Origin of the sequence: Acidovorax sp. LjRoot129 (genome assembly GCF_964253765.1) — a bacterium.
Taxonomy (GTDB): domain Bacteria; phylum Pseudomonadota; class Gammaproteobacteria; order Burkholderiales; family Burkholderiaceae_C; genus Acidovorax.
Genome location: NZ_CAXUSE020000001.1, coordinates 4,167,860 through 4,187,874, shown reverse-complemented (window position 1 = coordinate 4,187,874; position 20,015 = coordinate 4,167,860). Strand labels below are relative to the sequence as shown.

The following is a 20,015-nucleotide window of genomic DNA, read 5'->3' as shown; positions in this document are numbered from 1 at the left end:
GGACTGCGAGGGAGCATTTGCTCATATTTTTATAGCTTCTGGCGCTTATCAATCAAGCGCCAGGGCACGATTTGGCTTGTATTTTTCATGGACCCACTGATTCCAAGGAGCTCGTCATGCCAGTGATCGTTGTCGCCAATCCCAAGGGCGGTGTGGGCAAGTCCACGCTGTCCACCAACATCGCGGGCTACCTGGCAAGCCAGGGGCATTCCGTGATTCTGGGCGACACCGACCGGCAGGAGTCCGCCCGGCTCTGGCTGGGTCTGCGCCCGCCCGCGGCGCGCCCCATCGCAGCGTGGGACGGCATCAGCTCGGACGTGATCAGCCGCCCGCCCAAGGGCACGACCCACGCGGTGCTCGACACACCCGCGGGCCTGCACGGCTGGCGCCTGAACGATGTGCTCAAGCTGGCGGACAAGATCATCGTGCCGCTGCAGCCCAGCGTGTTCGACATCTTCGCCACCCGCAGTTTTCTGGACCAGCTGGCCGAGCGCCGCCATGCGGAGGGCGTGCAGGTCGGCATCGTAGGCATGCGCGTGGACGCCCGCACCAAGGCCGCCGAGCAGCTGCACCACTTTGTCGACACGCTCGGTTTTCCCGTGCTGGGCTACCTGCGCGACACGCAAAACTACATCCACCTGGCAGCGCACGGTCTCACGCTGTTTGACGTGGCGCCGGGCCGGGTGGCGCGGGATCTGGAGCAATGGCAAGGAATCTGTACGTGGCTGAATACATGAAGTGCCCCCCTGAGGCGCTGCGTGCCTTCCCCCGAGGGGGACGCCACCGGTGGACTGGCAGAGCCAGATCCACGGTGGCACTGGCCTGGGTCGCGCCAGTTGCTGGCGTTGCGCGCTTGGTCGGTGCACTCGCGGGGCAGTGTCCCGTGCCAGACATGACGCTCCCCCTCGCAGCGCTACATTGGGGCGATGAAAATCTTCCGCTCTTACTCCGAAGTCAGCGCCAGCGTGGGCCAAGAAGTCGCCGTGACCGACTGGATCACCATCACGCAGGAACAGGTCAACCTGTTTGCCCAGGCCACGGGCGACCACCAGTGGATCCATGTGGACCCCGAGCGGGCGAAGGCCGGGCCGTTTGGCGCGCCGATTGCGCACGGGTTTCTCACGCTGTCGCTGATTCCGCAGTTCTTCGAGACGGGGCTGACCATCGAGGGCGCGCGCATGGGCGTCAACTACGGGCTCAACCGCGTGCGTTTTACGTCGCCAGTGCCGGTGGGCAGCCGCCTGCGGGCGCGCCTGACCTTGCAGGCCGCCGAGCCGATCGCACCCGATGGCATGCAGATGACGTGGCTTGTCACAGTGGAGCGCGAGGGCAGCGACAAACCTGTGTGCGTAGCGGAATCGCTGGCACGCAATTTCGGCGCCCCGGCCTGAGCCGGGCCTCTGCCGTGCGGGGGGCCTGAACCATGGACCGCCTGCAAGCCATGAAGGTTTTTGAGCGTGTGGTGGAGGAGGGTGGCTTTGCTGCCGCCGCCCGCGCCATGGACATGTCGCCCCCCGTGGTCACCCGCATGGTGGCGGAGCTGGAGCAGCACCTGGGCACGCGCCTGCTGCAGCGCACCACGCGCAAGCTCGCGCTCACCGACGCGGGTGAGTCGTACCTGCAACGGGTGCGCGCCATCCTGCACGAGATCGACGACGCCGAAGCCGCCGCCGCGGCCAGCACGCGCGACCTGCGCGGCACCATCCGCATCGTGGCGGCGCCCGTGCTGGCCACCAATTTCCTCGCGCCCATGGTGGCGCTGTGGCATGCCGAGTTCCCCAAACTGCTGCTCGACATCGACCTGGATGCCTATGCGTCGGCGCGGGTGGACGAGTACGACGTGACCATCATGGTGGCGGGCGAGGATTTCGACGCGAACATCGTGGCGCGCCCGCTGCTGCAGGGCGAGGCCATCGTGGTGGCGTCGCCCGACTACCTGGAGCGCCGCGGCATCCCGCGCGAGCCGCAAGATTTGCTCAAGCACGACTACCTGCGCGATTCCGGCATGGCAGCGCGCTCCCAGGTCGGGCCGGGCCGCAAGCTGCGCCTGCAATCGATCGGCGGCAACCTGCCGCCGCAAGAGATCGATGTGCCGGCGGTATTGCAGTCGGTGAGTACCGAACTGCTGCTGCGCGCTGCGGTGGATGGCGCGGGTGTGGCGGTCACATCACGCCTGCTGGCTGAAGAGCACCTGGCCCGCGGTGAGCTGGTGCACATCCTGCCGGCGTGGATCTTTTCGCGCTACACGATCTATGCCGCGCTGCCTTCGGGCCGCATGCTGCCGGCGCGCACCCGGGTGTTTCTCGATTTCCTCACCGAACAGGTGCCGCGGGCCATGGCCGAGCAGCACGGGCACGCAGCACTCGCCAAGTGACGGTGACAGGCGTAGCGTTGGACTCCGCAATGCGGAGGGTGGTCAGCCCAGCTGGGCGAAGCCGCTGATGATCGTGCCTTCGGGCTCCACCTCGATGGCCCCGTCGGGCATGGCAAAGCTGTTTTGCCGCCAGGCTTCAAACACCGTCACTGCGACTGCATTGGAGAGATTCAGGCTGCGCTGGCCGGCCACCATGGGCAGGCGCAGGCGTTGTGCAGGGGGGAAGCTGTCGCGCAGCTCGGACGGCAGGCCACGGGTTTCGGCGCCAAACACCAGCCAGTCGCCGGGGAAAAATGCCGTGGAGTGCACGGACTGCGAGCCATGGGTCGTCATGGCAAAAATGCGGGCGGGGTCGGGCTGGGCGTCGCGCAAGAAGGCGGTCCAGCCAGTGTGGCATTGGACCTGGGCGTACTCGTGATAGTCGAGCCCCGCGCGCCGCATCTGGCGGTCGTCCATCGAAAACCCCAGGGGTTCGATCAAGTGCAGGGTGCAGCCCGTGTTGGCCGCCAGGCGAATCACGTTGCCGGTGTTCGGCGGAATTTCGGGTTCGACAAGGACGATGTGAAACATATGCCTGCCATTGTCATCGGCCCGACTGTGAGTTAAGCAACCGCTGGTAATCAAAAGTATCCCGTCAGTCGGCCGCGGTGCGCGCCAGCACGACGGCGGTCACGTGCGCTACGCCGGCCTCGCGCAGAGCCTCGGTGGCGGCATGCAGGGTCGCGCCGGTGGTCATCACGTCGTCTACCAGCACCACGCGCCGGCCTCGCAAGGCGGCAGCGCGCGCGGGCTCCACCGCAAAGGCGCCGCGCAGGTTGCGCAGGCGTTGCGCGCGCGGCAGGCCGCTCTGGGCTTCGGTGGCGTGCACGCGCAACAGGCTCAGCACGTCGGCCTTGGGCCGGGACAGGTGTTGCACGAGCAGCGCCGACTGGTTGTAGCCCCTCTCGCGCAGGCGGTCGGTGGACAGGGGAACGGGCAGCACCAAATCCGCTGCCTGCAGCCCAGCTTCGACACCGGGCGTGCTGCGCATCAGCGTGGCCAGCGTGCCAGCCCAGCCCGGATCGCCCTGGAACTTGAAATCGGCCAATGCGCCGGCCCAGGGGTACGCATAGTCCACCGCGGCCAGGCAGGCATCAAACAGCGGCGGGTTCAACACGCAGGCGCCACAGGTGGCAACGCCGTCTGGCACCCGCAGCGCACAACGCTGGCAGCGCGTGGCAGGCTGGGCAAATCGCGCTGTGCAGGCTGTGCAGACGCGCTGGGCTGGCCAGGCGTGGCACGCCGCACACTGGCTGGGCACACTGCCAGCGGTGGTGCGAAGGCGGTCCGAAATCCCCTGGAGGGCCGTGAAGAGCATGAATCAATATACTCGCGCGTCCCCCGCATACCCCATGTCTTCCGAGCGCCCCCCCACCATTGATCCCGTTGCCGCAGCCCGCTGGCACGCGGCCGCGCCCGCGGCGTCGCCCTGGCTGCATGAGGAAGTCGCCCGCCGCATGGAAGACCGCCTGCAGTGGATCCGCGAAGCGCCCGCATCGTGGTGCCATTGGGACGCGGTGCGCGGCGGGCTGAAGGCGCATGCGCTGGTAAGCGCCCGCTATCCCAAAGTCCGTTGCCAGGTGTACGAAAGCGCGCCACAACGCGAGAGCACCGCCCAGCAAGTGCTGGCAAGGCCGTGGTGGAACCCTGCGCGCTGGGCTGCCGCCAGCATGCAGTTTGGACAGCCGGCGGATGCCAGCGTGCAGATGCTGTGGGCCAACATGGCGCTGCACACCGCGGCCGACCCACAGGCGCTGATCAGCCAGTGGCACCGGGCACTGGGGGTGGACGGCTACCTGATGTTCTCGTGCCTGGGCCCCGATACGCTGCGCGAATTGCACGCCGTCTATGCCGCGCTCGGCTGGCCACCCGCGGGCCATGCCTTCACCGACATGCACGACTGGGGGGACATGCTGGTGCATGCTGGCTTTGCCGAGCCCGTGATGGACATGGAGCGCATCACGCTGACCTTTGCCACGCCTGAGCGGCTGTTGCAGGAGCTGCGCGAGCTCGGCTGCAACCTGCACCCGCAGCGCTTTGGCGCACTGCGCGGCAGGCACTGGCGGGCGCGGCTGTACGAAGCACTGGCCGACCGCCTGGCGGACCCGGCGCAGGGCGGGCAACTGGCGCTGACCTTCGAGATCATCTACGGCCACGCGTTCAAGCCCGCGCCCCGCGTGCGCGTCAGCGAAAGCAGTGCGGTGTCGCTGCAGGACATGCGTGCCATGCTGCGCCAGGGTGGCAACGAAAACACGTCCCACAAGCCCTGAAACGGCGGTCTTCCGGCCTTGCGCTCTGCCTGTGCCAGGCAGGCCTTCGGAGCGACTGCACAAAGACGGGGCAGCGGGGTCCGCCGTGCAACAACGGTGTCAATGACATGGAACAAGGCACGCTACAATTCAGGGTTATTGAGATTTCGGGCATCTTCCCGCGCAACCTTGCAGGCTAGGCCTGTCACGCCCTGTGGCGTGTCAGGGCGGTCGGCAGTTTGGTGAGCACATCCGGTGACGGGATTGGTTTTTCGTTTTGCCACGGTGTCAGGTCAGCGCGTGGACTGGCGTCTCGCTCGCAATTGCTCGGTCACACCGGCGCAGTTGGGTTGGACGTATTTGTCCCTTTGCCTGCTTTCACTGGGTATCGCATCGGGGTTCTGGATGCTCGGCGCCCGGCTGGTCATGCCTTTCGCATGGCTAGAAATCGTGGCCGTAGGAATTGCATTCGCCATGTACGGTCGCCATGCGGCGGATGGCGAGAGGATTTCACTGCAGGGTTCGCGCCTGGTGGTGGAACGGGAGACAGCAGGCAAACTGGAACGCGCCGAGTTTGACCGGGACCGGGTTCGCGTCGAGCCCAAGACCGGAGACCGTTCGCTGATCATGCTGTCTGCGCAGGGCCGTTCGGTCGAAGTGGGGCGCTTCATGCGCCCCGAACTTCGAGCGGCCCTTGCATCGGAGATCCGCATGGCTCTGCGCGCAGCCTGACCCCACGCAGGCGCACGCAGGGGATTGGTTAAATTGAGGCTTAGAAGTAAGTGAGAACTATGAAGAGCATTTCCAACAAGCTGGCTTCTCTGCTGCTGATTGCCGGTGCATGGGTGGGCTCTGCAGCCCATGCCGTTCAGGACCTGCCTGGCGGCCCTGCAGTCAACCAGCTGAATTTGGCTCCGCCCGTCACCAAGATCGCTGAAGAGCAGTATTTCCTGCACTGGATGATGCTGATCATGTGCACGGTGATCTTCGTGGCCGTGTTCTCCGTGATGTTCTACTCGATTTGGAAACATCGCCGCTCCAAGGGTGCCAAGGCGGCCAGCTTCCATGAATCCGTCACCGTCGAGGTGATCTGGACCATCGTCCCCTTCATCATCGTGATCCTGATGGCCCTGCCCGCGACCAAGGTGCTGGTGGCGCAGAAGGACACCACCAACGCCGATCTCACGATCAAGACCACGGGTTACCAGTGGAAGTGGGGCTATGACTACCTCACCGGCGAAGGCGAGGGCCTGGCCTTTGTGTCCACGCTCGACAGCAGTCACCGCGTGATGTCCGACAGCGGCAACGTGAAGGACGCACCCGCAGACTACCTGCTCAAGGTGGACAACCCGATGGTGGTGCCGGTCAACAAGAAGATCCGCATCATCACCACCGCCAACGACGTGATCCACGCCTTCATGGTGCCCGCTTTCGGCATCAAGCAAGACGCGATCCCCGGCTTTGTGCGCGACACCTGGTTCCGCGCCGAGAAGATCGGTGACTACTACGGCCAGTGCGCCGAGCTGTGCGGCAAGGAGCACGCCTACATGCCCATCCACGTGAAGGTGGTGTCCGCCGAGGATTACACCGCCTGGGTTGGCGACCAGAAGAAGAAGGCCGCCGCCAAGCTCGATGACCCGACCAAGGTCTGGACGCTGGACGACATCTCCAAGCGCGGCGAGAAGGTTTATGCCGCCAACTGCGCCGCCTGCCACCAGGCCAACGGCAAGGGCGCCGGCCCGATCAAGCCGCTGGACGGCTCGGCAGTGGTGCTCGATGCCGACCACGCCAAGCAGCTGCAGATCCTGCTCAAGGGCGCGGCCAACGGCGCCATGCCATCGTGGGCGCAACTGAGCGACACGGACCTTGCGGCCGTAGCCAGCTACACCAAGAACGCCTGGTCCAACAAGACCGGCCAACTGGTGCAGCCAGCCGAAGTCGTCGCCCAGCGTGGCAAGTAATCACCGCCCCAACGTATTGAGGAATTCACAATGAGCGCAGTTCTCGACAACCACGGGCACGGTGGCGACCACGCACACGACGACCATGGGCACCATGGCCCCACCGGCTGGCGCCGCTGGGTGTACGCCACCAACCACAAGGACATCGGTACCCTGTACCTGCTGTTCGCCTTCACCATGCTCATGGTCGGCGGCGTCCTGGCCCTGCTGATCCGCGCCGAGCTGTTCCAGCCCGGCCTGCAACTGGTCAACCCCGAGCTGTTCAACCAGCTGACCACCATGCACGGACTGATCATGGTGTTCGGCGCGATCATGCCGGCCTTCGTGGGCTTTGCGAACTGGATGATCCCGCTGCAGATCGGCGCATCCGACATGGCCTTTGCGCGCATGAACAACTTCAGCTTCTGGCTGATGATTCCCGCCGCAGCGATGCTGGTGGGCTCGTTCTTCATGCCCGGTGGCGCACCCGCTGCCGGCTGGACACTGTACGCACCGCTGACGCTGCAGATGGGCCCCTCCATGGACGCCGGCATTTTCGCGATGCACATCCTGGGCGCCTCGTCCATCATGGGTTCGATCAACATCATCGTCACCATCCTCAACATGCGCGCCCCCGGCATGACGCTGATGAAGATGCCCATGTTTGCCTGGACCTGGCTCATCACCGCCTACCTGCTGATTGCCGTGATGCCCGTGCTGGCCGGCGCCATCACCATGACGCTGACGGACCGCCACTTCGGCACCAGCTTCTTCAACCCCGCTGGCGGCGGTGACCCGGTGATGTACCAGCACATCTTCTGGTTCTTCGGCCACCCCGAGGTCTACATCATGATCTTGCCGGCCTTCGGCATCGTGAGCCAGATCGTGCCGGCCTTCGCCCGCAAGAAGCTGTTCGGCTACGCGTCGATGGTGTATGCCACGTCGTCCATCGCCATCCTGTCGTTCATCGTGTGGGCCCACCACATGTTCACCACCGGCATGCCCGTGACCGGCCAGCTGTTCTTCATGTACGCGACCATGCTGATCTCCGTGCCCACGGCCGTGAAGATCTTCAACTGGATTGCCACCATGTGGCGCGGTTCCATGACGTTCGAGACCCCCATGCTGTTCGCTGTGGGCTTCATCTTCGTGTTCACCATGGGTGGTTTCACCGGCCTGATCCTGGCCATGGCCCCCATCGACATCCAGCTGCAGGACACCTACTACGTGGTGGCCCACTTCCACTATGTGCTGGTGGCCGGCTCGCTGTTTTCGATGTTCGCCGGCGTGTACTACTGGCTGCCCAAGTGGACTGGCGTGATGTACTCCGAAGCCCGTGGCCAGATCCACTTCTGGGGCTCGCTGATCACGTTCAACATCACGTTCTTCCCCATGCACTTCCTGGGTCTGGCTGGCATGCCCCGTCGCTATGCCGACTACCCCATGCAGTTTGCTGACTTCAACGCGATTGCCTCGGTGGGCGCGCTCGGCTTCGGTCTGATGCAGGTGTACTTCTTCATTGCCGTGGTCGTGCCTGCCATGCGCGGCAAGGGCGAGAAGGCTTCGGCCAAGCCCTGGGACGGCGCAGAAGGCCTGGAATGGGAAGTGCCCTCCCCCGCACCGTTCCACACCTTCGAGAACCCGCCCAAGCTGGATGCCACGGCAACCCGCGTGATTGGTTGATGCCATGCCCATGACACCCGAGCAAAAGAAGAACAACCTGCGGATGGCATTGATTCTTGCCTCCGTGGCCGTGGTGTTCTTTGTCGGGTTCATGGTCAAGGTGGTGTACCTCTCGCGTTGAGCGCCCGATTGCCATGAGCCTGCGCCGCGAAAACGCCAAGATGGTCGGCAAGCTGGTCGTGATTGCGGCCGGCATGTTCGCCTTCGGTTATGTGTTGATCCCGATCTACAAGCACATCTGCGAGATGACGGGCATCAACATCCTGTCGCTCTCCGAGCGCCAGGTGCCAGGCAACGGCGTGGCCGGCAAGGATGTAAAGGTGCCGTCCAACACGCAGGTGGACAAGAGCCGCACCATCACGGTCGAGTTCGATGCCAATGCGCGCGGCCCGTGGGACTTCAAACCCGCGCAGCGATCGGTGCAAGTGCACCCCGGCGAGCTGACGACGGTGATGTACGAGTTCCAGAACATCCAGAACCGCCGCATGGCGGCACAGGCCATACCGAGCTACGCGCCACGCCAGGCGGCTGCGCACTTCAACAAGCTGGAGTGCTTTTGCTTCAACCAGTACGTGCTGGAGCCCGGCGAAAAGAAACAATGGCCAGTGGCGTTTGTCATTGACCCGCGCCTTTCCAAGGATGTGACCACGATCACGCTGTCGTATACGTTCTTTGAAGTGGGCGGTAAGACGCCGGCGGCACCGGATTCGACGGCCTCGGTAGAGGGCGTGGTTCCCGCCGCGTTGTCGACAGGTGCGGGCTCGTGACCGAGCCTTCAGAGCGGCCGCCCGCAAAGGCGCATGAACGCAAGGGCTCGTTGCCGCGCACCATCAAGGCTGTGGCATGGTCGCTGATTGGATTGCGCAAGGGCAGTGAGTACCAGCAGGATGTGGAAAAGCTCAATCCGCTGCACATCGTGGTGGTCGGCCTGGTGGCGGTGTTTTTGCTGGTGCTTGGATTGATCGCGTTGGTGAACTGGATCGTGTGAGTGAGCTGGTTGTTGGTTAGCAAGTCCCGAAGAACAAGACCGAACATAGATTTTGAGAGAGTCAGGAGCTGAAATGAGTGCATCAACCCACGGCGGAACCCCGTACTACTATGTACCTGCCGAGTCGCGTCACCCTGTGATGGCGGCCATCGGCCTGTTTTTCGTGATCCTGGGCGCAGGCCAGTGGATCAACGGCCACGACTGGGGCAAATATTCCCTGCTGCTTGGCATGGTGTGGTGGCTGTTCACGCTGTACCAATGGTTTGGCGACGCGGTGCGCGAGAGCGAAGGCGGCCTGTACGGGCACAAGATCGACATCTCCTACCGCTGGAGCATGAGCTGGTTCATCTTCTCCGAAGTGATGTTCTTCGGCGCGTTTTTCACGGCGCTGTGGTGGGCCCGCTCGCACTCGGTGCCCGCGCTAGGCAGTCTGGACAACGCGTTGCTCTGGCCTGATTTCAAGGCTGTCTGGCCCAGTCTGGCGGCCGGTGCGACAGCATCGCCCGCCGGCATTGTGGAACCCTTCCAGACCGTGGGCCCCTTCTGGCTGCCCACGATCAACACCGCGCTGCTGCTCACCTCGGGCGTGACCCTGACCATTGCCCACCATGCGCTGCGCGAAGGCCACCGTGCCAAGACCATCGCTTTCATGTGGGCGACGGTGTTGCTGGGTTTTGTCTTCCTGCTGGTGCAGGGCTACGAGTACTACCACCTCTACACCGACCTGAACCTCAAGCTCAATTCGGGCGTGTTCGGTTCCACGTTCTTCATGCTGACGGGTTTCCACGGGTTCCACGTGTTCCTGGGCATGCTGATGCTGCTGGTCATCACCCTGCGCCTGCAAAAAGGCCACTTCACCGCAGACAAACATTTTGGCTTTGAGGGTGCTGCCTGGTACTGGCACTTCGTGGATGTGGTGTGGCTCGGCTTGTACGTATTGGTCTACTGGATGTAAATCCCAAGGACCCCCGGGAAAAAAGCGCCGCAAGGCGCTTTTTTGTTGGGCTGAAATGCCTTCGAAACTGCAGAGGGATGTATAGCCCATTGCAAGGACTGACCCAGCTGCTCAGCGGCCCCGGTCAACGGCTCGCAGGCAACCCCGTCGGCTGGATATAGCCCAGTTGCCACGCCACCAGAATGCAAAGGAACAGCACAATGGACAGCCCCACCCGAAGTGCCAGGGCCTTGGCCATGCGGTTGCCCTTGGCCCTGTCGTCCTTGTCGTTGCGGCCATTGCGCATCATGAAGAACAAGGCCGATGCGAGGCTGGCCAAAATAGCGATGAACGCCACCACCACAAGATATTTCATGGAGCCCATTATCCCGTGACCGACCTCCAACGTCCTGTGGGCCTGCGTTTCTGGCTGATCGCGCTCGCGGCGCTGGCGGGCATGGCCATTACAGCGTCGCTGGGGCGTTGGCAGCTGTCGCGGGCCGCTGAAAAGCAAACCTTGCAGGCGGCGCTGGACGAGCGCGGCCGGTTGCCCGCGATCAACGGCGTGGCTTTGCTGTCCAGTACAGACGCCGCCGATGCGCAGGCGCTGGTACACCGCGCAGTGATCCTCGAAGGCCGCTGGTTGCCCGAGCACACCGTGTACCTCGACAACCGGCAGATGCTGGGCCGGCCGGGGTTCTTTGTGGTGACGCCGCTGCAGCTGACCGCCACGGGCGGCGGGGTGGTGCTGGTGCAGCGCGGATGGGCGCCCCGCAATTTCCAGGACCGCGCCCAACTCCCGCAGATCGAGACACCACGGGACGCGGTGGTCCGGGTTCAGGGCCGGGTTGCCGCGCCGCCCTCGCGCCTGTATGAATTCGAGGGCGCCGATAGCGTCCAGGGGTCTTCCCGCATCCGGCAAAATCTCGACCTGGCAGCGTTTCGCACCGAAACCGGTCTTGCGCTCGCCAACCTCACGGTGCTCCAGACCGGCAACGCAAGCGAAGGCCTGCAGCGCGACTGGCCCGTGGTCGGCGCAGGCGTCGACAAACACTACGGTTACGCATTTCAATGGTTCGGGCTCTGCGGCCTGATTGCACTCCTCTATGTCTGGTTCCAACTCGTCCGACGGTTCATTCGCCCGCGCAGCCAGCCTGCCGCCTGAGGGCCAGGGGGACCACCATCCCCTCGGGCTGACGGTGCACACGCTGCCCGAAGCCGCAGACGCTGTGGCGTCGGTGCAGCGCACAAGCCACGGCCGCTGGAAGATGCTGGGCGTGCTGCTGATCTGCGCAGCCCCCGTGGTGGCCTCGTACCTCACGTACTACGTGATCCGCCCTGAAGGCCGGCGCAACTATGGCGAGCTGATCGATCCGCAGCGCACCATGCCCGAGCTGACTGCGACGGCGCTGGACGGCAAGCCCGCACCGCTGGCATCGCTCAAAGGCCAATGGTTGCTCGTCAGCGTGGCCGGTGGCGCTTGCGACGCAGCGTGCCAAAAGCACCTGTACCTGCAGCGGCAGTTGCGTGAGAGCCTGGGCAAGGAGAAGGAGCGCGTGGACTGGGTGTGGCTGGTGAACGATGAGGCCCCCGTCCCGACCGAACTGACGCCCGCTCTGCAGAAGGCCACGGTGACGCGGGTGGATGGTGCAGCGCTCAATGCCTGGCTGGCCCCCGCAGCGGGCCACCAGCTGGCTGATCACCTGTACGTCGTCGACCCGATGGGCAACTGGATGATGCGTTTTCCTGCTGCCATGGACACCGCAGGCGCGGCCAAGGCCAAGCGCGATCTTGAGCGTCTGCTGCGCGCCTCGTCCTCGTGGGACGAAGCCGGCCGGCCCGGAAAGCCCTGATGGACGCTCAGCAACCCCTGTACGACCTCGCGCCGCTCGCCCGCATGATGCTGCTGGGCGTGGTGATCGCCCTGGGCCCGCTGGCCTGGGTCGGCTTGCGCAACCGCGGCAGCTCGCCGCTGCGCCGCTTGCAGGCGCTCACGGTGCTCACGCTGTTTCTGACTTTCGACCTGGTGCTGTTCGGCGCGTTCACCCGCCTTACCGATTCAGGCCTGGGCTGCCCGGATTGGCCTGGCTGCTACGGCAGCGCAAGCCCCGTGGGCGCAAGCACCGAGATCTCTGCCGCGCAAGAGGCGATGCCCACCGGCCCGGTCACCCACGGCAAGGCGTGGGTCGAGATGATCCACCGCTATTTGGCCACCGGTGTGGGCGTGCTCATCATCGTGCTGACGGTGTCGGCGTGGGTGCAGCACCGACGCGCTGCGCGGGGCGGTGTGGCGGCGCCGCCGCTCAGCCCGTGGTGGCCCACATTCACGCTGTTCTGGGTATGCCTGCAAGGTGCGTTCGGTGCGCTCACGGTCACGATGAAGTTGTTTCCGGCCATCGTCACGCTCCACCTTATCGGCGGCCTGGTGCTGCTGGCCCTGCTGTGCCTGCAGGCAGTACGCCACACCCACCATGCGAAGGAACAGGCGCCGGTCCGCATTTCGCCGGCCCTGCGGCGCGGGCTGATTGCGACGGGCGTGTTGGTCGCGGCGCAGGTGGTGCTGGGTGGCTGGGTCAGCACCAACTATGCGGTGCTCGCCTGTACCACCTTTCCCACTTGCCAAGGCAGCTGGTGGCCTGACATGAACTTTGCCCACGGCTTTCAGGTTTGGCGCGCGCTGGGGATGCTTCAGGATGGCAGCCACATCAGTTTTGCAGGCCTCACGGCCATCCACTATGCGCACCGATTGGCGGCCTACATCGTGCTGACGGCGCTGGCCTGGGCCGCATGGCGACTGCGGCGCGGCGATGCGCTGCCAGTGCAGGCCCGCTGGATCGCTGCCCTGGCGCTGCTGCAGTTGGCCACGGGCTTGTCGAACGTGGTGCTCGACTGGCCGCTGGTCGCCGCCGTGCTGCACACCGGCGGCGCTGCCGCGCTGGTGGTGGTGATCACCTGGGCCCTGGCATCCAGCCGCGCCGCCGCGCCCGCACCCCAAGAATCTTCCGCGCGTGTGAGCGCATCGAGAGTGTCCGCATGAGTGTTGCCCCCGCCGTAGTTTCCCCGCCGTCGCGTTTTGCGCAGTTCTATGCGCTGACCAAGCCGCGCGTTGTGCAGCTGATCGTGTTTTGCGCGCTCATCGGCATGGTGCTGGCGGTGCCCGGCCTTCCGTCGGCGGCACAGTTGGGCCTGATGGGGCTGGCCTCGCTGGGCGTGTGGCTGGTGGCAGGCGCTGCGGCGGCCTTCAACTGCATCGTCGAGCAGGGCATCGATGCCAAGATGAAGCGCACCGCATGGCGCCCCACCGCCAAAGGCGAGCTCTCCAACACCCAGACGCTGCTGTTCTCCGCCGTGCTGTGCGGCGCTGGCTCGTCGCTGCTGTATTTCTGGGTGAACCCCCTGACGATGTGGCTCACCTTTGCCACCTTTGTCGGCTATGCGGTGGTGTACACCGTCATTCTCAAGCCGCTCACGCCGCAGAACATCGTGATCGGCGGAGCGTCCGGCGCCATGCCGCCGGTGCTAGGCTGGGCCGCCATGACGAACGATGTCGGCCCCGAGGCACTCATTCTGTTCCTCATCATCTTCCTGTGGACCCCGCCGCACTTCTGGGCGCTGGCGTTGTACCGGGTGGAGGACTACCGCAAGTCCGGCCTGCCCATGCTGCCGGTGACGCATGGCAACGAGTTCACCCGGCTGCAGGTGTTCCTGTATACGCTGATCCTTTTCGCAGGCTGCCTCATGCCCTTTGTGTACGGCATGAGCTCGTGGATCTACCTTGTGGCGGCCGTTGTGCTGAGCGCGGGCTTTTGTGGCTACGGTTTTGCACTGTGGCGCAACTACTCGGACGCGCTGGCGCGCAAGACCTTCCGTTTTTCCCTCATCCATCTGAGCGTGCTGTTTGCCGCACTGCTGGTGGACCACTACGTGCTGTAAACCATGCTCAAGAGAAATGCTATCAAATTAATAGCTGTCAGCGCTTTATCTATAAGCGCTACAGCCATTTTTAGTGCCTGTTCTGAGAAAAAGGCGGAGTTTCGCGGCGTGGACGTCACCGGTGCCGACTACGCCCGGGACCTCCCGCTGACCGACCACAACGGGCAGGCGCGCCACATCAAGGACTTTGCGGGCAAGGTGGTGGTGGTGTTCTTTGGCTTTACCCAGTGCCCCGACGTGTGCCCCACGTCGATGCAGGAACTGGCCGAGGTCAAGAAGATGCTGGGCAAGGACGGCGACCGCCTGCAGGGCATCTTCGTCACGGTCGACCCAGAGCGCGACACGCCCGAGGTGCTCAAGGCCTACATGGCCAACTTTGATCCCACGTTCCTCGCGCTCTACGGCAGCGCCGAGCAGCTCGCCGCCGTCGCCAAGGACTTCAAGATCTACTACAAGAAGGTCGACGGCAAGACCCCCACGAGCTACACCATGGACCACTCTGCCGGCAGCTATGTGTATGACACTGCCGGCCGTCTGCGCGTGTACAACCGCTACGGCAGCGGCGCGCAGGCCCTGGCTTCGGACGTTAAAGCATTGCTGGGCGAAGCGGGCTGAGCACTCGGCGCTCTTGCCCGGTTTGCGCTCCGGCGTTGCCAGGCGAGGGCCATAAAAAAAGGGCCCGCGATGGGCCCTTTTGCTCTTTGTCCGTGGGTCTTCACTCGACCTTGATGCCCCGCATCGCAATCACGCCGCCTAGCAGACTGGTGTCTGCCTTGATGCGGTTGGCCAGGCCTTCGGGCGACGTGCCAGCCACTTGCCATCCTTGCTGGAACAGCTTGCTGCGCACGTCTTCGCTGCGGGCGATTTCACTGATCACCGCGGCCAGCTTGGCCTGCACCGGCTTGGGCATGGTGGCAGGCGCTGCAAAGGCGTTCCAGATCTCCAGGTTGAAGCCACGGATACCCGCTTCGGCCAGGCTGGGCAGATCCGGTGCCAGCGGGCTGCGCCCCGCCGAGGTCACGCCAATCGCGCGCAGCTTGCCGGCGCGAATCTGAGCCTGGGCCAACGCCGGGGGCATCAGCGCCATCTGCAGCTGGCCGCCCAGCATGGCCGTGGCCACCTGCGGGTAGCCGGGGTAGGGCACATGCACCGGGTTGATGTTGCTGCGCGACTTGAGCAGCTCGGTGCCAATGTGGCCCACCGTACCCACGCCGGGCGTGCCGTAGCTCCATTTGTCGCCTCCGTTGCGCGCCGCCACGAAGAACTCGCGCGCATCGGCCGTCGCTGGCACGCCAGGCTGGCTCACGGGCGCCGTCAGTACCAGGGGCGAGGTGCCGATCAGGCTCAACGGGGCCAGGTCCTTCAGCGGGTCGTACGGCACCGCCGGGTTGAGCATCTTGGCGATGGTCATGTTGCCGTTGATCATCAGGCCGATGGTGTGGTCGTCGCGCGACTTGGCCACCGCGTCAGCACCAATGTTGCCGCCCGCGCCCACCTTGTTTTCCACGATCACCGGCTGCCCCAGCGCCTTGGACAAGGGCTCGGCGAATGTGCGCGCCGTGAGGTCGGGCGACGAGCCGGCCGGAAAGCCCACGATGATCTTCACGGGCTTGGTCGGCCAGTTCAGCGGTGCGGCTGCAGCGGGCGATGCCGATGGCTTGGCGGCGGTGCTCTGGGCCAGGGCCCAGGGGGAAGCTGCCGCCAGGGCGATCATCAACAGCGAGGCACGGCGGAATGCGGGGCGTGACATGGAGTCTCCTTTGGAATGTAGGGGGCCAAAAACAGCACGGGGCCCCAGAACTGGGGCCCCGTGAGGCATCTTCTGCAGGAGCGGAATATTACCGCGCCCCTGTGTCCGTTCCGACTGCGTGCGTCGGTGCTCAGGCGTATTCGGCCAGGGCCTTCTTCATCTTCTTCATCGCGGCAACCTCGATCTGGCGAATGCGCTCGGCGCTCACGCCATAGACCGCGGCGAGGTCGTGCAGCGTCATGCCGCCGGTACCGTCGTCGTTGACCTTGAGCCAGCGCTCTTCCACGATGCGGCGGCTGCGCTCGTCCAGGCTGTTCAACGCCGTGGCGATCCCGTCAGTGGCCAGGGCATCGCGCTGGCGCGACTCGATCATGGCGGTGGGCTCATGCGAGGCGTCGGCCAGGTAGGCAATGGGGCCAAAGGCCTGCTCGCCATCGTCCGAAGGCGCGGGGTCCAGCAGTACATCGCCGCCCGACATGCGGGTTTCCATCTCGATGACTTCTTCGCGCTTCACATTGAGGTGCGCGGCGACGGCATCGATCTCGTTTTCGGACAGCGTGTCGCGGTGCGTCGCAGCGTCAGCGGCTGCTGCGTCGGCCTTGAAGCCCTGCTTCATCGAGCGCAGGTTGAAGAACAGCTTGCGCTGGGCCTTGGTCGTGGCCACCTTCACCATGCGCCAGTTCTTCAGGATGTATTCATGGATCTCGGCCTTGATCCAGTGCATGGCGTAGCTCACCAGGCGCACGCCCTGCTCGGGGTCAAAGCGCTTGACGGCCTTCATCAGGCCGACGTTGCCTTCCTGGATCAGGTCGCCGTGAGGCAACCCATAGCCCAGGTACTGGCGCGCAATCGAGACCACCAGGCGCAGGTGCGACATCACCAGCCGGCCGGCGGCATCCACATCATTGTTGTCGCGCAGCTGGCGCGCATAGGTTTGCTCTTCCTCGGGGGTCAGCAGCGGCAGGCGGTTGACGGCCGAAATGTAGGCGTCCAGGTTGCCCAGCGGGGGCACCAGCGCCCAAGGGTTGGCAGGGGCCAAAGTCGTCGTCGCGGTTCCAGACTGAATGTTCATTCCAGGAATCCTTTCCTCTAAGCCGTGAATATTAGCACTCCATCAGATCGAGTGCTAAGCCCAGAGTTCCCGTCTGGTTGTTCTGAGCGGGCCGCGGGCGATCAAACGTCTCTTGTGAAAGGTCCGCAGCCTCTTGGAGCGGGGCAATCGCCAAAGATGATTGATTTCAAAGGGGTTTTTTCTGGTGGCAAGTACTGTTGTAGGGGCAGCCGAAGCGCTTGAAGGTTCCGCGGAGTTGCACTGTGATGCACATCGAAACCTGACAGAAACGCAATTTGATGCAGTGGAGTGCTTATTGGCCACCCCGTGCGGCGATTGTTGTCATTTACAGAACAGTCAGTTCGCGACTCGCTAGTTTTTCTGCGACCAGGTGAGGCGTACAGTTCAACCCATCGATGAGCCGAACCCGCAAGGCGACTCACCGAACCCGGTCTGAGGCAACTCCTGGTTTTCTGCCCCGCTCCGGTTTTTTTGAGACGCTTTTTAAACTTCAAGGACCTTCATCATGAACAACACTGCACGCTTCCTCTCCATCGCCGCTGTCGCTGCCTTCGCTTCTTTTGCCGCCCAAGCCGACGAAGCCGATGCTTCGCAATTCGCCACCAAGTTTGAAACCAGCCGCACCCGTGCTGAAGTTTCCGCAGAAGCTGCCACCGTGGCACAGACACGCAGCATTGAGCCTGCTGGTTCGCGTGTGGTGACCTACGAGTCCACGGCCGACCGCACTGCGGTGCGTGCACAGGCAGCGGACGCTGTGCGCACCGGCCAAATCTCGGCGGGCGAAATCGGCAACGCGATGTGAGTTTCCCGGGCTCCGGCCTGGTAAATAGAAAGGCGCCTTTGGGCGCCTTTTTTCATTCTTGCAGCCCCTGTCCACCGCCATCGGCAACTTGGCGGTGGCGGCCGCCCATGCCAACGCCAACCCTCGGGCAGGTCTGCAATCGCCCACCAAAGCGCCTGAACCCAGCCATTCGGGGCGGCGTTCTCCCGGGTGGTATTGCGAAGGGGCCTATGGCAGACTGCGCAGCCCAGCTTTCGGGAGACGCGCATGACCGAACCGACCGCCCTTTGCGAAATCCGTGTTGTCACCACCACGGTGGCCAACGAAGCCGAGGCGCGGAGGCTGGCGCATTCGGTGTTGCAGTCGCGCCTGGCGGCGTGTGTGCAGGTGGACCCGATCACCGCGTACTTTCGCTGGCAGGGTGCCCTGCAGGAAGACCGGGAGTTCCGCTTGGTGTGCAAAACAGTGCCGCGGGCGGTGGATGGGTTGCTTGGTTTGCTGCGGGCGCAGCACCCTTATGCACTACCGCAGCTGGTGGTGCAGGCGGTGCAGGGCTCTGCCGAGTACGCCAGCTGGGTTGATGCCCAGGTCGCCCAGGCTGCCCAGGCCGCCGTGTTGGCCTGACCGAGCGGCAGGCTCCGCTGCACCCTCGCGCCGTTGATTGCTGAGGCCAGGCGCCCCCACTGCGGGCGCCGAAACCTTGGTGCCCGGGCCCGCGTTCAAAAGGATCAACGCTCGGCGCAAGTTGCGGGGCGGTAGCCGGAGCCCGCCCGCTGCCCCCACCTCAAGTCAGCAGCGCCTGCGCAAACTCCCGCGCACTGAAGGTTTCCAGGTCTTCCAGCTTTTCGCCGACGCCGATGAAATACACCGGAATCGGGCGCTCTTGCGCGATGGCTGCCAGCACACCGCCCTTGGCCGTGCCGTCGAGCTTGGTCACGATGAGCCCGGTGAGCTGCAGCGCGTCATCGAAAGCACGCACCTGGGCCAGCGCGTTCTGGCCCGTGTTGCCGTCGATCACCAGCAGCACCTCGTGCGGGGCAGTGGCATCGGCCTTGGCCACCACGCGACGGATCTTTTTGAGCTCTTCCATCAGGTGCAGCTGAGTGGGCAGGCGCCCGGCGGTGTCGACCAGCACGACATCCTTGCCCCGGGCCTTGCCGGCGGTCACGGCGTCAAAGCTCACGGCGGCGGGGTCGCCGCCTTCCTGGCTCACGATTTCCACGGTGTTGCGGTCGGCCCAGACGCCCAGTTGCTCGCGCGCCGCGGCGCGGAAGGTGTCGGCCGCAGCCAGCAGCACGGCCGCGCCTTCGTCGGCCAGGTGTTTGGTGAGCTTGCCGATGGACGTGGTCTTGCCCGCGCCGTTGACGCCCGCCACCATGATCACGGTGGGCGTGTACTGGCCGATCACCAGCGCTTTTTCCAGCGGCCGCAGCAGGTCGGCCAGCGCATCGGCGAGCAGGCCCTTGACGGCGGCTGGGTCGGTGGTCTTGCTGTCTTTGACGCGGCGCTTGAGGTCTTCCAGCAGGTGCGTGGTGGCCTTCACGCCGGTGTCGGCCATGAGCAGCGCTTCTTCCAGCTCTTCGTACAGCGCATCGTCAATCTGCGTGCCGGTGAACACCGTGGTGATGCTGGTGCCGGTTTTGCGCAGGCCGGCTTTCAGACGATCCAGCCAGCCTTTGCGTTCGGCCTCGGGCTCGGGGATCGCTGGCGCCGTAGGGGCGGCCGGGGCGGGCGCAGGCACAGACGCAGCCGTTGCGGGCGCAGGTGACGGGGTGAAGTGGGCAGGCGCTGGGGGCACCACCGGCTGCGCGGCCACTGGTGGGGGCGCGGGCGCCAGCTGACCGGGCGCAGACGTTGGTGCAGGCGTCAGCGGCGCCGCGGCAGGTGCAGCCACTGGAATTGGCGTTGCCACAGGCGCAGGTGCCACTGCTGGCTCAGGCGACTTGTTGCCAAACGGGTTGCGCAGCCAGCCAAACGCCGAGGGCGCTGGCGCCGGGGCAGGCTCCACGGGCACCGCAGGCGGGCCGGGGTGAGCCACCGGTGGCAGCGGCGCGGGAGCGGGGGGCCAAGGGGCAGGCGCGGGCGTAGCGACAGCGGTCGGTGCCGGCGCAAAGGCTGGCGCTGGCGCGGGAGCAGGCGATGTAGCAGGCGTTGCAGAAGGTGCCAGTGGCGCCGGCACAGGTGCGGCGGCCTCCGGTGTGGGTGCGGACTCGGGGGTGGGCTTTTTCTTGAAAAAACTGAACATTGGCGGGTTCTTAGAATCACCCCATTC

The 20,015-nt window shown here is 64.8% G+C and carries 24 protein-coding genes; 18 read left to right on the top strand and 6 right to left on the bottom strand.

The window, feature by feature from the left end; translation table 11 throughout:
- Positions 1 to 116 precede the first annotated feature (116 nt).
- The 3 genes from ACSQ3Q_RS19225 (at position 117) to ACSQ3Q_RS19215 (ending at position 2,374) form a co-directional block, all read left to right on the top strand.
- Positions 117 to 737: an AAA family ATPase gene (locus ACSQ3Q_RS19225; RefSeq protein ID WP_436135932.1), complete on the top strand. Its 621-nt coding sequence runs from the start codon at positions 117 to 119 to the stop codon at positions 735 to 737.
- Between the two features lie 189 nt (positions 738 to 926).
- Positions 927 to 1,391, top strand: coding sequence for a MaoC family dehydratase (locus ACSQ3Q_RS19220; RefSeq protein WP_436135931.1), 465 nt, complete (start codon positions 927 to 929; stop codon positions 1,389 to 1,391).
- 32 nt (positions 1,392 to 1,423) lie between these two features.
- Entirely contained in the window at positions 1,424 to 2,374 is a 951-nt protein-coding gene (locus ACSQ3Q_RS19215; protein WP_436135930.1) for a LysR family transcriptional regulator, read from the top strand.
- Between the two features lie 42 nt (positions 2,375 to 2,416).
- Here ACSQ3Q_RS19215 and trmL read toward each other — a convergent pair whose 3' ends face one another.
- Both trmL and ACSQ3Q_RS19205 read right to left on the bottom strand, forming a co-directional pair.
- On the bottom strand, positions 2,417 to 2,944 hold the full coding sequence (gene trmL, locus ACSQ3Q_RS19210) for a tRNA (uridine(34)/cytosine(34)/5-carboxymethylaminomethyluridine(34)-2'-O)-methyltransferase TrmL (protein WP_436135929.1): 528 nt from the start codon (positions 2,942 to 2,944) through the stop codon (positions 2,417 to 2,419).
- A 64-nt stretch (positions 2,945 to 3,008) separates the two neighbouring features.
- Complete coding sequence (locus ACSQ3Q_RS19205) at positions 3,009 to 3,731, bottom strand: phosphoribosyltransferase family protein (protein WP_436135928.1); 723 nt, start codon at positions 3,729 to 3,731, stop codon at positions 3,009 to 3,011.
- 34 nt (positions 3,732 to 3,765) lie between these two features.
- Between ACSQ3Q_RS19205 and ACSQ3Q_RS19200 the strand changes: the two genes are divergently transcribed.
- The 8 genes from ACSQ3Q_RS19200 (at position 3,766) to ACSQ3Q_RS19165 (ending at position 10,228) form a co-directional block, all read left to right on the top strand.
- Complete coding sequence (locus tag ACSQ3Q_RS19200; protein WP_436135927.1) at positions 3,766 to 4,683, top strand: biotin synthase; 918 nt, start codon at positions 3,766 to 3,768, stop codon at positions 4,681 to 4,683.
- Positions 4,684 to 4,917: 234 nt separating this feature from the next.
- Positions 4,918 to 5,394, top strand: a complete 477-nt coding sequence (locus ACSQ3Q_RS19195) for a DUF2244 domain-containing protein (protein WP_436135926.1) — start codon at positions 4,918 to 4,920, stop codon at positions 5,392 to 5,394.
- A 59-nt stretch (positions 5,395 to 5,453) separates the two neighbouring features.
- Positions 5,454 to 6,623, top strand: coding sequence for a cytochrome c oxidase subunit II (gene coxB, locus ACSQ3Q_RS19190; protein ID WP_436135925.1), 1,170 nt, complete (start codon positions 5,454 to 5,456; stop codon positions 6,621 to 6,623).
- A gap of 30 nt (positions 6,624 to 6,653) precedes the next feature.
- A complete protein-coding gene (gene ctaD, locus ACSQ3Q_RS19185; protein WP_436135924.1) occupies positions 6,654 to 8,285 on the top strand; it encodes a cytochrome c oxidase subunit I in 1,632 nt (543 codons plus the stop codon).
- A gap of 10 nt (positions 8,286 to 8,295) precedes the next feature.
- Positions 8,296 to 8,406: a cytochrome oxidase small assembly protein gene (locus ACSQ3Q_RS19180; protein WP_436137034.1), complete on the top strand. Its 111-nt coding sequence runs from the start codon at positions 8,296 to 8,298 to the stop codon at positions 8,404 to 8,406.
- A 13-nt stretch (positions 8,407 to 8,419) separates the two neighbouring features.
- Positions 8,420 to 9,052 carry a cytochrome c oxidase assembly protein gene (locus ACSQ3Q_RS19175; RefSeq protein WP_436135923.1) on the top strand — a complete coding sequence of 211 codons (633 nt, stop codon included), beginning with the start codon at positions 8,420 to 8,422 and terminating at the stop codon, positions 9,050 to 9,052.
- Entirely contained in the window at positions 9,049 to 9,273 is a 225-nt protein-coding gene (locus tag ACSQ3Q_RS19170) for a DUF2970 domain-containing protein (protein WP_436135922.1), read from the top strand. Before ACSQ3Q_RS19175 ends, ACSQ3Q_RS19170 begins: the two co-directional genes overlap by 4 nt.
- 73 nt (positions 9,274 to 9,346) lie before the next feature.
- Positions 9,347 to 10,228, top strand: a complete 882-nt coding sequence (locus ACSQ3Q_RS19165; protein ID WP_436135921.1) for a cytochrome c oxidase subunit 3 — start codon at positions 9,347 to 9,349, stop codon at positions 10,226 to 10,228.
- Between the two features lie 124 nt (positions 10,229 to 10,352).
- Here ACSQ3Q_RS19165 and ACSQ3Q_RS19160 read toward each other — a convergent pair whose 3' ends face one another.
- The gene (locus ACSQ3Q_RS19160) at positions 10,353 to 10,583 is read right to left on the bottom strand and encodes a twin transmembrane helix small protein (RefSeq protein ID WP_436135920.1); all 231 of its coding nucleotides are present in this window, start codon (positions 10,581 to 10,583) and stop codon (positions 10,353 to 10,355) included.
- Between the two features lie 15 nt (positions 10,584 to 10,598).
- Here ACSQ3Q_RS19160 and ACSQ3Q_RS19155 point away from each other — a divergent pair, with 15 nt between their 5' ends.
- Genes ACSQ3Q_RS19155 through ACSQ3Q_RS19135 form a run of 5 tightly spaced genes read left to right on the top strand, consistent with a single transcriptional unit; the run spans position 10,599 to position 14,755 of the window.
- Positions 10,599 to 11,372, top strand: a complete 774-nt coding sequence (locus ACSQ3Q_RS19155; protein WP_436135919.1) for an SURF1 family protein — start codon at positions 10,599 to 10,601, stop codon at positions 11,370 to 11,372.
- Complete coding sequence (locus ACSQ3Q_RS19150) at positions 11,314 to 12,060, top strand: SCO family protein (protein ID WP_436135918.1); 747 nt, start codon at positions 11,314 to 11,316, stop codon at positions 12,058 to 12,060. Before ACSQ3Q_RS19155 ends, ACSQ3Q_RS19150 begins: the two co-directional genes overlap by 59 nt.
- The gene (locus ACSQ3Q_RS19145) at positions 12,060 to 13,244 is read left to right on the top strand and encodes a COX15/CtaA family protein (RefSeq protein ID WP_436135917.1); all 1,185 of its coding nucleotides are present in this window, start codon (positions 12,060 to 12,062) and stop codon (positions 13,242 to 13,244) included. The genes ACSQ3Q_RS19150 and ACSQ3Q_RS19145 overlap by 1 nt, the downstream gene beginning before the upstream one ends.
- Complete coding sequence (cyoE, locus tag ACSQ3Q_RS19140) at positions 13,241 to 14,140, top strand: heme o synthase (RefSeq protein WP_436135916.1); 900 nt, start codon at positions 13,241 to 13,243, stop codon at positions 14,138 to 14,140. Before ACSQ3Q_RS19145 ends, cyoE begins: the two co-directional genes overlap by 4 nt.
- A 3-nt stretch (positions 14,141 to 14,143) precedes the next feature.
- Positions 14,144 to 14,755 carry an SCO family protein gene (locus ACSQ3Q_RS19135; protein ID WP_436135915.1) on the top strand — a complete coding sequence of 204 codons (612 nt, stop codon included), beginning with the start codon at positions 14,144 to 14,146 and terminating at the stop codon, positions 14,753 to 14,755.
- Between the two features lie 100 nt (positions 14,756 to 14,855).
- Here the strand turns inward: ACSQ3Q_RS19135 and ACSQ3Q_RS19130 are convergent, their stop codons facing one another.
- Positions 14,856 to 15,890, bottom strand: a complete 1,035-nt coding sequence (locus ACSQ3Q_RS19130) for a Bug family tripartite tricarboxylate transporter substrate binding protein (RefSeq protein ID WP_436135914.1) — start codon at positions 15,888 to 15,890, stop codon at positions 14,856 to 14,858.
- 130 nt (positions 15,891 to 16,020) lie between these two features.
- Positions 16,021 to 16,962: an RNA polymerase sigma factor RpoH gene (gene rpoH, locus ACSQ3Q_RS19125; protein WP_436135913.1), complete on the bottom strand. Its 942-nt coding sequence runs from the start codon at positions 16,960 to 16,962 to the stop codon at positions 16,021 to 16,023.
- A 505-nt stretch (positions 16,963 to 17,467) separates the two neighbouring features.
- Between rpoH and ACSQ3Q_RS19120 the strand changes: the two genes are divergently transcribed.
- Both ACSQ3Q_RS19120 and cutA read left to right on the top strand, forming a co-directional pair.
- On the top strand, positions 17,468 to 17,764 hold the full coding sequence (locus ACSQ3Q_RS19120) for a DUF4148 domain-containing protein (protein ID WP_436135912.1): 297 nt from the start codon (positions 17,468 to 17,470) through the stop codon (positions 17,762 to 17,764).
- A gap of 246 nt (positions 17,765 to 18,010) precedes the next feature.
- Positions 18,011 to 18,367 carry a divalent-cation tolerance protein CutA gene (gene cutA, locus ACSQ3Q_RS19115; protein WP_436135911.1) on the top strand — a complete coding sequence of 119 codons (357 nt, stop codon included), beginning with the start codon at positions 18,011 to 18,013 and terminating at the stop codon, positions 18,365 to 18,367.
- A gap of 160 nt (positions 18,368 to 18,527) precedes the next feature.
- Here cutA and ftsY read toward each other — a convergent pair whose 3' ends face one another.
- Positions 18,528 to 19,988, bottom strand: a complete 1,461-nt coding sequence (gene ftsY, locus ACSQ3Q_RS19110) for a signal recognition particle-docking protein FtsY (RefSeq protein ID WP_436135910.1) — start codon at positions 19,986 to 19,988, stop codon at positions 18,528 to 18,530.
- Positions 19,989 to 20,015 lie beyond the last annotated feature (27 nt).

Bases quoted from the DNA above. Each gene is read 5' to 3' on its own strand.
- ACSQ3Q_RS19225 (WP_436135932.1), top strand. From the start codon at position 117: ATGCCAGTGATCGTTGTCGCCAATCCCAAGGGCGGTGTGGGCAAGTCC.
- cyoE (WP_436135916.1), top strand. From the start codon at position 13,241: ATGAGTGTTGCCCCCGCCGTAGTTTCCCCGCCGTCGCGTTTTGCGCAG.
- ACSQ3Q_RS19160 (WP_436135920.1), bottom strand. From the start codon at position 10,583: ATGAAATATCTTGTGGTGGTGGCGTTCATCGCTATTTTGGCCAGCCTC.
- ACSQ3Q_RS19150 (WP_436135918.1), top strand. From the start codon at position 11,314: ATGTCTGGTTCCAACTCGTCCGACGGTTCATTCGCCCGCGCAGCCAGC.
- ACSQ3Q_RS19200 (WP_436135927.1), top strand. From the start codon at position 3,766: ATGTCTTCCGAGCGCCCCCCCACCATTGATCCCGTTGCCGCAGCCCGC.
- ctaD (WP_436135924.1), top strand. From the start codon at position 6,654: ATGAGCGCAGTTCTCGACAACCACGGGCACGGTGGCGACCACGCACAC.
- coxB (WP_436135925.1), top strand. From the start codon at position 5,454: ATGAAGAGCATTTCCAACAAGCTGGCTTCTCTGCTGCTGATTGCCGGT.
- ACSQ3Q_RS19165 (WP_436135921.1), top strand. From the start codon at position 9,347: ATGAGTGCATCAACCCACGGCGGAACCCCGTACTACTATGTACCTGCC.
- trmL (WP_436135929.1), bottom strand. From the start codon at position 2,944: ATGTTTCACATCGTCCTTGTCGAACCCGAAATTCCGCCGAACACCGGC.
- ACSQ3Q_RS19205 (WP_436135928.1), bottom strand. From the start codon at position 3,731: ATGCTCTTCACGGCCCTCCAGGGGATTTCGGACCGCCTTCGCACCACC.
- ftsY (WP_436135910.1), bottom strand. From the start codon at position 19,988: ATGTTCAGTTTTTTCAAGAAAAAGCCCACCCCCGAGTCCGCACCCACA.
- ACSQ3Q_RS19130 (WP_436135914.1), bottom strand. From the start codon at position 15,890: ATGTCACGCCCCGCATTCCGCCGTGCCTCGCTGTTGATGATCGCCCTG.
- ACSQ3Q_RS19220 (WP_436135931.1), top strand. From the start codon at position 927: ATGAAAATCTTCCGCTCTTACTCCGAAGTCAGCGCCAGCGTGGGCCAA.
- ACSQ3Q_RS19135 (WP_436135915.1), top strand. From the start codon at position 14,144: ATGCTCAAGAGAAATGCTATCAAATTAATAGCTGTCAGCGCTTTATCT.
- ACSQ3Q_RS19145 (WP_436135917.1), top strand. From the start codon at position 12,060: ATGGACGCTCAGCAACCCCTGTACGACCTCGCGCCGCTCGCCCGCATG.
- ACSQ3Q_RS19180 (WP_436137034.1), top strand. From the start codon at position 8,296: ATGACACCCGAGCAAAAGAAGAACAACCTGCGGATGGCATTGATTCTT.
- rpoH (WP_436135913.1), bottom strand. From the start codon at position 16,962: ATGAACATTCAGTCTGGAACCGCGACGACGACTTTGGCCCCTGCCAAC.
- ACSQ3Q_RS19175 (WP_436135923.1), top strand. From the start codon at position 8,420: ATGAGCCTGCGCCGCGAAAACGCCAAGATGGTCGGCAAGCTGGTCGTG.
- cutA (WP_436135911.1), top strand. From the start codon at position 18,011: ATGACCGAACCGACCGCCCTTTGCGAAATCCGTGTTGTCACCACCACG.
- ACSQ3Q_RS19120 (WP_436135912.1), top strand. From the start codon at position 17,468: ATGAACAACACTGCACGCTTCCTCTCCATCGCCGCTGTCGCTGCCTTC.
- ACSQ3Q_RS19215 (WP_436135930.1), top strand. From the start codon at position 1,424: ATGGACCGCCTGCAAGCCATGAAGGTTTTTGAGCGTGTGGTGGAGGAG.